This is a genomic window from Vibrio casei, assembly GCF_002218025.2.
Classification (GTDB): Bacteria; Pseudomonadota; Gammaproteobacteria; order Enterobacterales; family Vibrionaceae; genus Vibrio; species Vibrio casei.
Map to the genome: position 1 here is coordinate 346,299 of NZ_AP018680.1, position 11,980 is coordinate 358,278.

The 11,980-nt window shown below is 42.2% G+C and carries 11 protein-coding genes; 5 read left to right on the top strand and 6 right to left on the bottom strand.

The genetic code is table 11. The features are described from left to right. Positions 1 to 451 precede the first annotated feature (451 nt). Together VCASEI_RS01625 and groL are read left to right on the top strand one after the other, a co-directional pair. Complete coding sequence (locus VCASEI_RS01625; protein WP_086959318.1) at positions 452 to 742, top strand: co-chaperone GroES; 291 nt, start codon at positions 452 to 454, stop codon at positions 740 to 742. A 151-nt stretch (positions 743 to 893) separates the two neighbouring features. After that, the gene (gene groL, locus VCASEI_RS01630) at positions 894 to 2,543 is read left to right on the top strand and encodes a chaperonin GroEL (protein WP_086959316.1); all 1,650 of its coding nucleotides are present in this window, start codon (positions 894 to 896) and stop codon (positions 2,541 to 2,543) included. A gap of 90 nt (positions 2,544 to 2,633) precedes the next feature. Here groL and VCASEI_RS01635 read toward each other — a convergent pair whose 3' ends face one another. Beyond that, a complete protein-coding gene (locus VCASEI_RS01635; protein ID WP_089110324.1) occupies positions 2,634 to 3,668 on the bottom strand; it encodes a methionine synthase in 1,035 nt (344 codons plus the stop codon). 52 nt (positions 3,669 to 3,720) lie between these two features. Continuing rightward, complete coding sequence (locus tag VCASEI_RS01640) at positions 3,721 to 4,698, bottom strand: DUF1852 domain-containing protein (protein WP_089110340.1); 978 nt, start codon at positions 4,696 to 4,698, stop codon at positions 3,721 to 3,723. 298 nt (positions 4,699 to 4,996) lie between these two features. Between VCASEI_RS01640 and VCASEI_RS01645 the strand changes: the two genes are divergently transcribed. Next, positions 4,997 to 6,475, top strand: a complete 1,479-nt coding sequence (locus VCASEI_RS01645; protein WP_086959312.1) for an ATP-binding cassette domain-containing protein — start codon at positions 4,997 to 4,999, stop codon at positions 6,473 to 6,475. Between the two features lie 62 nt (positions 6,476 to 6,537). On the opposite strand, the gene VCASEI_RS01650 is transcribed toward VCASEI_RS01645, so the two are convergent. Further along, positions 6,538 to 7,062: an MgtC/SapB family protein gene (locus VCASEI_RS01650; RefSeq protein ID WP_086959310.1), complete on the bottom strand. Its 525-nt coding sequence runs from the start codon at positions 7,060 to 7,062 to the stop codon at positions 6,538 to 6,540. A 408-nt stretch (positions 7,063 to 7,470) separates the two neighbouring features. Here VCASEI_RS01650 and acuI point away from each other — a divergent pair, with 408 nt between their 5' ends. After that, on the top strand, positions 7,471 to 8,451 hold the full coding sequence (gene acuI / locus VCASEI_RS01655) for an acrylyl-CoA reductase (NADPH) (RefSeq protein ID WP_086959308.1): 981 nt from the start codon (positions 7,471 to 7,473) through the stop codon (positions 8,449 to 8,451). A gap of 168 nt (positions 8,452 to 8,619) precedes the next feature. Here the strand turns inward: acuI and VCASEI_RS01660 are convergent, their stop codons facing one another. Further along, positions 8,620 to 9,561 carry a LysR family transcriptional regulator gene (locus tag VCASEI_RS01660; RefSeq protein ID WP_089110323.1) on the bottom strand — a complete coding sequence of 314 codons (942 nt, stop codon included), beginning with the start codon at positions 9,559 to 9,561 and terminating at the stop codon, positions 8,620 to 8,622. A 5-nt stretch (positions 9,562 to 9,566) separates the two neighbouring features. Next, positions 9,567 to 10,655, bottom strand: coding sequence for an EF-P beta-lysylation protein EpmB (epmB, locus tag VCASEI_RS01665; RefSeq protein WP_086959303.1), 1,089 nt, complete (start codon positions 10,653 to 10,655; stop codon positions 9,567 to 9,569). A gap of 33 nt (positions 10,656 to 10,688) precedes the next feature. Between epmB and efp the strand changes: the two genes are divergently transcribed. Continuing rightward, positions 10,689 to 11,255, top strand: coding sequence for an elongation factor P (efp, locus tag VCASEI_RS01670; RefSeq protein ID WP_086959301.1), 567 nt, complete (start codon positions 10,689 to 10,691; stop codon positions 11,253 to 11,255). A gap of 115 nt (positions 11,256 to 11,370) precedes the next feature. On the opposite strand, the gene VCASEI_RS01675 is transcribed toward efp, so the two are convergent. Then, on the bottom strand, positions 11,371 to 11,652 hold the full coding sequence (locus VCASEI_RS01675; protein ID WP_086959299.1) for a hypothetical protein: 282 nt from the start codon (positions 11,650 to 11,652) through the stop codon (positions 11,371 to 11,373). Positions 11,653 to 11,980 lie beyond the last annotated feature (328 nt).

Sequence of the window (11,980 nt, forward strand, 5' to 3'; positions counted from 1 at the left end):
CTCCTCAGGAATGACGGACTTTTGGATTCCCGCTCTCGCTTAGGCTCGGCTGGAATGACGGACTTCCGTCATACCGGAAATACTCAACCACCGTCATACCGGAAGCGAGGAACGAGCTATCCGGTATCTACTTACCGCGCGCTGTATAAGATTCCTGATGTCGCCTCCGGCTCCTCAGGAATGACGGGTTTTTGTCATACCGGAAATACTCAACCACCGTCATGCCGGAAGCGAGGAACGAGCTATCCGGTATCTACTCACCGCGCTGTATGAGATTCCACTTTCATCTTCGAGATACATAGATATTTATAATCTTAATTTTTTATCCTGATCACATTTTTTTTCACTCCCCCCCTTGGGTTATTGCCTTTGCCCCCCAACATCTCTATCAAGCCGAATGAATCGGCGTCCTTAAAATTTTCTATGAACATCTATCAGGAGAAATGCACAGATGAACATTCGTCCTTTACACGACCGAGTTATCGTTGAACGCCAAGAAGTAGAGTCAAAGTCTGCTGGTGGTATCGTATTAACCGGTTCCGCTGCCGAGAAATCAACGCGTGGCAAAATTTTAGCCGTTGGCAAAGGTCGTATTTTAGAAAACGGTACAGTGCAACCACTAGACGTAAAAGTGGGTGATACTGTGATTTTTGCTGAAGGTTACGGCACTAAATCTGAAAAAATCGATGGTAAAGAAGTTTTGATCATGTCTGAAAATGACATCATGGCAATTGTAGAATAAATCCTCTTTATTTTTGAAGCCGCAGTGTCGTTGACAAGGTTGGTTAATTCAATCACTTGTTACCTTACTGCAACATCAATTATTTTGAGAATTTGGATCAGAATTAAATTCAAAAACCAAGCATTCAATAGATTTTATAAGGAATACAAACATGGCTGCAAAAGACGTTAAATTTGGTAATGACGCACGAATCAAAATGCTAGAAGGTGTTAACGTTCTGGCTGATGCGGTAAAAGTAACATTGGGTCCTAAAGGCCGTAACGTTGTTTTAGACAAATCTTACGGCGCGCCAACCATCACTAAAGATGGTGTGTCGGTTGCTCGTGAAATCGAACTAGAAGACAAGTTCCAAAACATGGGTGCGCAAATGGTGAAGCAAGTGGCTTCTCAAGCGAACGATGTCGCGGGCGACGGTACAACAACGGCAACAGTACTTGCACAATCGATCATCACTGAAGGTCTAAAAGCGGTTGCGGCGGGTATGAATCCAATGGATCTTAAACGTGGCATCGACAAAGCGGTGGCGGCGGCGGTTGAAGAGCTTAAGAAGCTTTCTAAGCCTTGTGCAACCAGCATTGAAATCGAACAAGTTGGTGCTATTTCAGCAAATGCTGACAGCACCATTGGTAAAATTATTGCGGAAGCGATGGATAAAGTCGGTCGTGATGGCGTAATCACGGTTGAAGAAGGTCAGGCTCTACAAGATGAGCTAGACGTGGTTGAAGGCATGCAATTTGATCGTGGCTACCTATCTCCATACTTCATCAACAACCAAGAAGCGGGCAGTGTTGATTTAGACAACCCATTCATTTTGCTTGTTGATAAGAAAGTATCGAATATCCGTGAATTGTTGCCAACGCTTGAAGCGGTAGCAAAAGCTTCTCGTCCGCTGCTTCTTATTGCAGAAGACGTTGAAGGTGAAGCTCTGGCGACACTGGTTGTGAACAACATGCGTGGCATCGTGAAAGTGGCTGCGGTGAAAGCACCTGGTTTCGGCGATCGTCGTAAAGCAATGCTACAAGATATCGCGGTTCTAACAGCGGGTACGGTTATTTCAGAAGAAATCGGCCTAGAGCTTGAGAAAGTGACGCTAGAAGATCTTGGTCAAGCGAAACGCGTTACCATCACCAAAGAAAACACCACTATTATTGATGGTGCAGGTGAAGAAGACGTGATTCAAGGTCGTGTTGCTCAGATTCGTCAACAAATTGAAGACGCAACGTCTGACTACGACAAAGAAAAACTTCAAGAACGCGTAGCGAAATTGGCTGGCGGTGTTGCAGTCATTAAAGTTGGCGCAGCAACTGAAGTTGAAATGAAAGAGAAAAAAGACCGTGTTGAAGATGCACTTCACGCCACTCGCGCTGCGGTTGAAGAAGGTATCGTTGCCGGTGGTGGTGTTGCTCTTATCCGCGCAGCAACAACGGTTGCAGCAAGTGGCCTTGTTGGTGACAACGAAGAGCAAAACGTGGGTATCCGCGTAGCACTTCGCGCTATGGAATCGCCAATTCGCCAAATTACGAAGAACGCAGGCGATGAAGAATCGGTTGTGGCTAACAACGTACGTGCAGGTGAAGGTAACTACGGTTACAACGCTGCAACGGGCGAATACGGCGACATGATTGCAATGGGTATCTTGGATCCAACTAAGGTAACTCGTTCAGCGCTTCAGTTCGCAGCATCGGTTGCCGGTCTTATGATCACGACCGAAGCAATGGTAACAGACAAGCCTCAAGATTCTGCTGCTATGCCTGATATGGGCGGTATGGGTGGAATGGGCGGTATGGGTGGAATGATGTAGTAGAGTCTTCACTCTATTCCCCCTTTAGCTTTTACTTAAGCAAAAACCCGAATAGCGATATTCGGGTTTTTTATGGTTTGAAGCGAGTGTTTAGTGACCAATGGCAAGCTCTCGACGGATTATTTCCGCTCCGGCACTTAAAGCATTGAGTTTACCGGTCGCGACTTGATGTGATAACGGCGCCATACCGCAGTTAGTGCATGGGTATAATTTATCTGCATCGACAAACTGTAGAGCTTTACGCAAAGTATTTGCTACTTCTTCCGGTGTTTCAATGGTATTGGTTGCGACATCAATCGCGCCCACCATGACTTTCTTACCTCGAATTAGCTCTAGCAGCTCCATGGGAACATGAGAGTTATGGCATTCTAATGAGATAATATCGATATTGGATTGTTGCAGTTTAGGAAAGGCTTCTTCATATTGTAGCCATTCGGTACCGAGCGTTTTTTTCCAGTCAGTATTGGCTTTGATGCCATAGCCGTAGCAAATATGTACAGCAGTTTCACATTTCAGCCCTTCAATCGCTCTTTCTAGTGTGGCAATTCCCCAGTCATTGACCTCATCAAAAAAGACATTAAAGGCAGGTTCATCAAATTGGATGATATCCACACCTGCCGCTTCTAACTCTTTGGCTTCTTGATTGAGTATTTTTGCAAACTCCCAAGCTAACTTTTCGCGGCTCTTATAATGAGCATCATAAAGGGTATCAATCATGGTCATCGGGCCAGGCAATGCCCACTTGATGGGTTGTTTTGTTTGTTGACGTAAAAACTTAGCATCTTCTACAAACACCGATTTTTGACGACTAACCGGGCCAACAACAGTAGGAACGCTCGCATCATAGCGGTCACGAATTTTGACGGTTTTACGGTTCTCAAAATCCACACCGTTGAGGTGTTCTATAAAGGTCGTCACAAAATGTTGGCGTGTTTGTTCGCCATCGCTAACAATATCAATACCCGCTTGTTGCTGAGCTTGTAGGGAAAGGCGCAGTGCATCGTGTTTGCCTGCCACGAGTTCTTCATTTTGTAATTTCCAAGGTGACCAAAGTGTTTCAGGCTCTGCAAGCCATAACGGTTTCGGTAAACTGCCAGCCGTTGATGTAGGTAATAAAGTTTTCATAATAAATAATTCGCCTATTTGAAGAGATATCTAACGTCGCGATGCAATGTCATTATTTTGCGTATTGAACAGACCATTGCTCAAGGGTTCTTTGATAAGGTTTAATAAAGTGCTCTTCAGCAAATTTACCTTGGTCACTTGCTAACGCACTGCGTTCTTCCCGGTCATAAACAATTTGCGTTAAAGAGTGATCCATATTTTTCAGATCAGGTTTATAAGATTCACCAGCGGTAGTATTCGCATTATAAATCTCCGGTCGGTATATCTTTTGGAAGGTTTCCATCGTGCTAATGGTGCTTATAAGCTCGAGATTGGTGTAATCATTGAGTAAATCTCCAACATGATAAAAAGCAAATGGCGCGGCGCTGTTAGGTGGCATAAAGTAGCGAACCTGTAACCCCATTTTTTTGAAGTATTGCTCAGTTAATGAAGATTCATTGGGCTGATATTCAACACCTAATACCGGGTGTTGGTTTGCCGTACGATGGTAGGTTTTATTATCAGAAACGCTCAGACATATTACGGGCGGTTTATCAAAATTGCTCTTGTAAATGTCTGAATTAATAAATGCTTTGAAAATGTTGCCGTGCAATTCACCAAAGTTATCTGGAATGCTAAATTTAGTTTGGTTTCTATTATGCTCTTGGAGTAATACGCTAAAATCATAATCTCGAACGTAAGAGGAGAAATTATTTCCCACGATGCCTTCGAGGCGCTGGTTGGTTTTTTTATCGACAATATTGGTTTTTAATACTTCAATTGATGGGAAGTATTCGCCGTTACCTTCAACATCAATATCAATTGAAACGATCTCCAACTCAACAGAATAGCGGTTTCCCGTTGGGTTATCCCAGCGTGCTAAGGCATTAAAACGGTTGTTAATCATTGCTAACGCATTACGTAGGTTGGATTGACGATAATCGCCTCTGGCTAAGTTAGCAAAGTTCGTTGTGATGCGAGTATTGACTGATGGGTGATAGTTTTCATCGAGGCAAATGCTCTTAAGGGTAAATGTAAATTCTTTATTAATACTCATCTCGTTTTAATTCCCTTTTTGATCTTCCTTGTCCGTTGATTTTTTCTAAAAAGCTTCATTAAAAATCAACAGCAATATGGATAAAGTGAAACGCTTAAGATGTTTATACTTTGTTAACTGGGTGAGTAATATTGATTTTACCTAATGATATTATGAATAAAATTCATGTTCTTATGTTGTGTGGTTTAGGTTATTGTTTTCATGAGGTAAAAGTATTTTGAGGTTACTTGGGAATATTTGTTATGCTTTCCATACATTTCAGCATGCATTGTTCATAAGGATGTGACATTTAATGACGATTCATATTCACCATCTTAGCGATCCTTCCTCGTCTTTATTGATTGAAAATTGGCAAATTAAGCCTTCTCAGCATTGGGTGATTTTTTCTAGCTATAGTCATTGTGGCTCTGTTTTAGGGAAGGTGTTAAGTGGCTACGATAAAGTGGCCTGTCAGAATATTGAAGGCTTACCAGATTCTATTGGATGGGTGTCTTTATCTTTGCAGCAGGACTTACTCGAAAAAGAATTAGCAGAAGATGATACCGACTTCATGGATCGCTTTGATTATGGATCGAGTGTTGAAGCGTTAGTTCAAGAAGAGTGTGTTCATGATACTCAACTTGAAGCACTATTAGTATTAACGGATTTATTGCATTTGCGTCAGCGTGGTTTTCGACAACTTTCTACGGGGGAGACACGTCGAGTCATGTTAGCAAGAGCGCTGGCTAAGGAACCAGAATTGTTAATCTTAGATGAACCCTATGCAGGTTTAGATCTTGCCCATCAGCAAAGCCTTTCAGCGTTATTAATGCAACTTTCACATCGCATGCAATTACTCATCATGACTTCTCGTGAAGATGAAATTCCACAATGTATTACTCATGTTGCCATGTTTCATTCTGAGATTAAAAAATCAGGTGAAGTGGTGAATAAGTTGAGTGACACCATGACGATTGAGAAATGGCATGCTCACCCTGTAATGGCGCAACTTATGGCGCTGTCAGTAGAGCGTAGCCAAGAAGTATTGGATCTCATTAAGTCTCGGCGTTATCAGCCGAAATACCCTGATCCCTTAGTTGAACTGAAATCGGGCAAAGTAGAATACACCGATGGCTTGATATTTAAAGACGTTAACTGGCGCATTAATAATGGTGAGCATTGGCAAGTACGTGGACCAAACGGCTGTGGAAAAAGCACCTTATTGGGGTTGATATTAGGTGACCACCCGCAATGCTATAGCAATGACATTACCTTGTTTGGCAAACCTCGTGGCAGTGGCGAAACGATTTGGCAAGTTAAAGAGCAAATCGGTGTGGTGTCTTCCGCGTTGCATTTACAATACAGAGTCAGTTGTAGTGCGGTTGATGTTTTGTTGTCAGGCTTTTTTGATTCGATAGGTTTGTATCAAAAACCGAGTAAAAAACAGGTCGATTTAGCCAAAGATTGGCTCGCCATTTTACATATGAGCGAGTTTGAAAAAATCAGCTTTAAGCAGCTTGATTATGGTCAGCAACGCTTATTATTGATCGGGCGCGCGTTGATTAAACAACCGGTACTATTGATCTTAGATGAACCTTATCAAGGGTTAGATTTTATCAACCGTAAGTTGGTGATGAATACATTAAATATGATTGCACAAGAAAATTTAAGCCAGCTTTTGTATGTGTCTCACCATGTCGATGATGCGTTGCCGGCCATTCACAATTATGTGGATTTTATCGGAGATGTGCATAAAGGCTACGAGGTTGAAGTGAAAACGCTTCAGGGCTGAGCACTGCGGGAATAAGAAGCGTAGTTGTTGAGTTACGCCTCTATCCCCGTTCAATATAGACCTTAATCTTCGGTACTATGTTCTTCTTTGAGAGTACGATTCATATTAATGGTTTTGGGGCGACGGCGTTTTTGAATGGTTTGATGAACGCCCCTGCGCAAGCTTTGAAAGCTTTTTTCAATTTGATCGACCCCGAGCAAGACCGCGAGAGTAAGTACGGTAAAAATCACGGATTGTTTCTCATGCCCCAAACCGATCATTAACCCCAGAGCGGCGAGAACCCAGATCACGGCTGCCGAGGTTACGCCATGAATTTTACCATCCATCGTCATCATGACGCCCGCGCCTAGGAAACCAACACCAGTAATGATCTGCCCAAGGACTCGTGCTTGATCAAGCGTGTTTGGTGACAACGAAACTGCCATTGCCATGAAAAGGTATGTGCCGGAGATGATCAAAATTGCGGTACGAATGCCAACGGGCTTACCTCGTAATTGGCGCTCTAAACCAATTAAGGTTCCATTGACGGAGCAGGCAATAATTGACCACCAATTGAATGGTTCTATGTTGAGCCACTGTGGATCCATAGTCGCTGAATTATCCTTGATTAAAATGATGTTAAAGAAGGCAATATGGCACATTGATGATTTTTATCCAGCGGATTTTTGATGATAATTTTTAATTTAAATTAAAATAATTTTTATGGTTGAGATGTATCTTCAAGTAACACCAAGATGCGTGTTCAGCGAGAATAAAACGAGCCTTATATCACGATCCGTTTTAACTCGCCCTACGGGAGTATCTTGGAGCCACTTGGTATGCATATTATGCATAGATTAAATGAATTGCTTTCACTATTTTCATTGTGGGCTTTTGCCTATACTGGATGACAGATTGATTTTAAAACCTTTTATTTATTGAAGAGTTGAGTTTTAAATCGCTTAGTGTGCACACATGGGAATAAAATAAATTCCCCCATCCGATTTGGAGACGTTATGTTTAAAGCTTTAGTGTTGAACCAGGAAGATAAACGTACAATTGCCAATATTGAACATGTTGATGAAAGCCAGTTGCCCGAAGGTGAAGTGTTGGTGGCGGTCGATTATTCCTCAATTAACTATAAAGATGGCCTTGCGGTCACAGGGAAAGGCAAAATTATTCGCCAATTCCCAATGGTTCCGGGAATTGACTTTGCGGGTACGGTTTTAGAATCTCAAGATGACCGCTATCGTGAAGGTGACAAGGTTATTCTAACGGGTTGGGGCGTTGGTGAAAATCATTGGGGTGGAATGGCTGAAAAGGCACGCTTGAAAGCGGATTGGTTAGTGCCTTTGCCACAAGGCTTTAACAGTAAGCAAGCCATGATGGTTGGTACCGCAGGGTTCACCGCGATGTTATGCGTTCAAGCTATTGTAGATGCGGGTGTAAAACCTGAAGATGGTGAAATATTGGTGACAGGCGCAAGTGGTGGCGTAGGGTCGGTTTCGGTTACGTTATTAAGCCAGCTCGGTTACAAGGTTGCCGCCGTCACCGGGCGTATTGAACAAAATGGTCCTTGGCTAGAAAAACTCGGGGCTTCTCGTGTCATTGAACGCCGTGAGTTTGAAGAACCTGCTCGCCCATTAGAAAAACAAATTTGGGCGGGTGCGGTAGACACTGCGGGCAGTAAAGTGCTGGCAAAAGTATTAGCGCAAATGGATTACAACTCCGTGGTGGCGGCTTGCGGTTTGGCAGCAGGTTTTGATTTGCCGACTACGGTGATGCCGTTTATTTTACGTAATGTTCGTCTGCAAGGGGTTGATTCAGTTAGCTGCCCAGTAGAGAAGCGTACCGCAGCATGGAACAAATTGGTTAAACTTCTTCCTGCGAGTTATTTTGATCAAGCCTGTACAGAAATACGCTTAGAAGAGGTGGCTCAATACGCAGAAGACATCACGAATGGACAAGTGACTGGGCGAGTGGTCGTTAAGATCTAATGCCGAAAACTTAAAACTCGATCATGACAGTTTAGAGGTTTTCTCTAATACTCTTAAAGGCTGAGCAGTACTTTGAAATGAGTCGCTGCTTGGTTTTTTTATTGTGTGATTTTTCTCTTGTTCGTTTGGCTGTTGTTTGTCGAAATAAACGACAACTTAGATGTCTCTTTATTCTATTCCCATGACTTCAACTCTTTGTGCTATTAATTTCCCGCACTCTTGTTTTACAACGTTACGTAACCATTTTTGCGCGGAAGAATGTTCGCAACGTGAGTGCCAAATTAATGAATAGTCAAAAGGGGTTAATTTAAAAGGCAGCTTTTTGATGACAAGGTTATGGCGCTTTGCGACCAAATAGGCTAAATCGGCCGGAACCGTAATGATTAGCGGTAGGGTATCCATAATGGCAAGTGCCGCTTCAAGGTGGTAAGCACGTAATATCAATGGTGGTAAAGGATGAGAGGATAATGCCTCGTCAATTAACGCTTTAACGCCATCGCTAATGGCAATCATGGCGTGTGGGGCGTTTAAATAGTCGTTTAACGTTAAGTTCACATTGGCCAAAGGATGATTGGTCGATAATAAACAAAAGACGCTAACTTTACCTAAATTCTCATGGTGTAAGGGCGCAACAGAATACGTAGGGCGGCAGATTGCCATATCGGCGCCTTGGCGGGTTAATTGCTGCGCCAGATGGTCATGTTGAAGTGGCACCAGTTCTAAGCGAATATTCGGTGCTTCTTGGTAAAGGCGTGGTAGCGCAAACGGCAAGATAGTTTGCATCGCATAATCGGTGGTGGCTATCGTGAACTTCTGTTTACAATTTTCTGGGCTAAAATCCTGAGGAGACAGCAAGCTTCGTAAGTGTTCAAGTGGGGAAGACAATTCGCTGTCTAATTCCAACGCTTTTTGAGTAGGAATAAGCGATTGGCCTTGACGTGTAAATAAAGGATCACCAAGCATCACTCGTAGTCGTCCAAGCACACGGCTCATGGCCGACTGACTTAAATTTAATCGGTTTGCGGCTTTGCTGACACTGCCTTCTTCAATTAATACTCGTAACGCAACCAGCAGATTCAAATCACGACGATAAACATCTTCGAGTTCCATCCGTTTTAGCCTTGTGGTTTTAGTAAGTGTAAGTCTAGTGGTGTTTTGCTTTTCTCACCGCCAATTTCGCGTGTCAATTTCGGCACTAAATACCCCGATACTTGAATCATTAGGCCTTGAATAATTTGACGAGCCTCTTCATCGGAAACATAAAAATGCGCAGCTCCTTGAACCTTATCTAAAACGTGCAAATAGTAAGGCAGCACGCCAGCAGAAAATAAAGCATGGCTGAGGTTTGCTTGTGCTTCAATGCTATTATTAATGCCTTTTAATAAGACGCTTTGATTCAGTAAGTGTACCCCAGCGCGTTTCAGTTCGATTAATGCTTCTATTAATTGACGGTTGATTTCATTGGCATGATTAATGTGAGTCACCACAACCACATTGGTGCGAGATTGTTTTAATAGATCGCATAATCCATTGGTGATTCGAGAGGGGATCACCACAGGTAAACGGGTATGAATTCGAAGGGTTTTAATGTGTGGAATAGCACTAATGCCTTCAACCAGCCATTGTAATTCTGCATCTTTCGCCATTAAAGGGTCACCACCGGACAAAATGACTTCATCTAATTCTGGATGGCTGGCGATATAGTCAAGGCTTTGTTGCCAAGTGGTTTTATTGCCTTTGTTGTCTTGATAAGGAAAATGGCGACGGAAACAATAACGACAGTTAATCGCGCAGCCACCTTTCACGATCATTAACACGCGGCTACGATATTTATGCAATAAGCCAGGCAGTACGTTGTCTTGCTCATCCAAAGGGTCGGTTGAATAACCATCGTGAATTTCAAATTCTTCATTTAATGGCAGTACCTGACGCAATAAAGGATCGTATGGATTGCCTTTTTCCATTCGATCAATAAAACTTTGAGGTACACGTTGAGCAAATAATTGACGAGCTTGCAATCCTGCCAGCCAAGGCGTGGGGTCGATTTCAAGTTGCTTGAGTAATTCAAGGGGATTGGAAACCGCACCAGCCAATTCAGTTAACCAAGTATTTTCGGCTTTAGCGTTACTTTGTGAAGAGGAAGACAAGGATTTAGGACTGTTTTTCTCAACAGAAATGACTTTTCGGGTTATCATAGGCGGCATTGAAATCAACTCAAAGATCTGTAAGAGGAAATCATGGCGACAGTTAGCACCAATGAATTCAAAGGCGGTTTAAAATTCATGTTGGATAATGAGCCTTGCTCAATCATCGAAAATGAATACGTTAAGCCTGGTAAAGGCCAAGCGTTTAACCGAGTAAAGCTTCGCAAACTTTTGTCTGGAAAAACGTTAGAGAAAACGTTCAAGTCTGGTGAAAGCTTTGAACTGGCTGACGTAGTCGATGTTGAATTAGGCTACTTATACAACGATGGCGAATTTTACCATTTCATGAACAACGAAACTTTTGAGCAAATTGCTGCAGACGTAAAAGCTGTCGGCGATATGGCTAAATGGTTAGTTGAAAATGACGTTTGTACTCTAACGTTATGGAATGATAACCCTATCACAGTCACTCCGCCAAACTTTGTTGAGATTGAAGTAACCGAAACGGATCCTGGCCTGAAAGGTGATACTCAAGGAACGGGCGGCAAGCCTGCTACATTGAGCACTGGCGCAGTCGTTCGCGTTCCATTATTTATCGCGATTGGCGAGGTAGTGAAAGTTGATACTCGTACTGGTGAGTATGTGGGTCGTGTTAAGTAGAGTATAAATTTTAGCTCTATAAGTTAAGTTGTATAAAATAAAGCGAGTCACTTAAGTGACTCGCTTTATTTTTTGATAGTAAATTTGTTAAATAATCTGCTATATAATTTTGATCTTATTCACTTTCTAAGTTTCCAGAGATAGAAACGGTTTCGATTCCTATCAGGCGGTTAAGTATACCAATAACAGATGTCATATCAGAAGGGGTTGAATGTACGGTTTTAACATCGGCATCTTTTGGTACTAAATTATTCGCACGCTCCATTGTATTTCCAGGAATCTGTAAAAAAAGGACATTGACACTTTCTGCATGGCTAGAAAATTGTTTGTCAGTTTGGTTTAAACCAGAACAACCACTCATCGTAAGGATAGCAAGAGCAAATAAAATTGTTTTCATGATAAATCTCTATATAACAACAATGTGAAAATATGAAATTTGATTCTATAAAAGCTTTTTTTCGTTAAACATGGCAGATGTAAAAGAATAATATTTTATATGACAACTATTTATTCTTTGAAATGCAATAACGCTTGGCTTAAATGTATGGAAGGGGATGTATTCATGAAAACATCCAATATATTACTGGCTTTCAAGCTATTTTCCTCTGTAATTAAAAGCACTTAAAGAGTAAGGGGAGATGAATATGTACGACTCCTATGACTTAACGTATTAAATCTCATCCAGTGTATCAATTGATGAGTTATGTAGCCTCCATTCCAGCTGA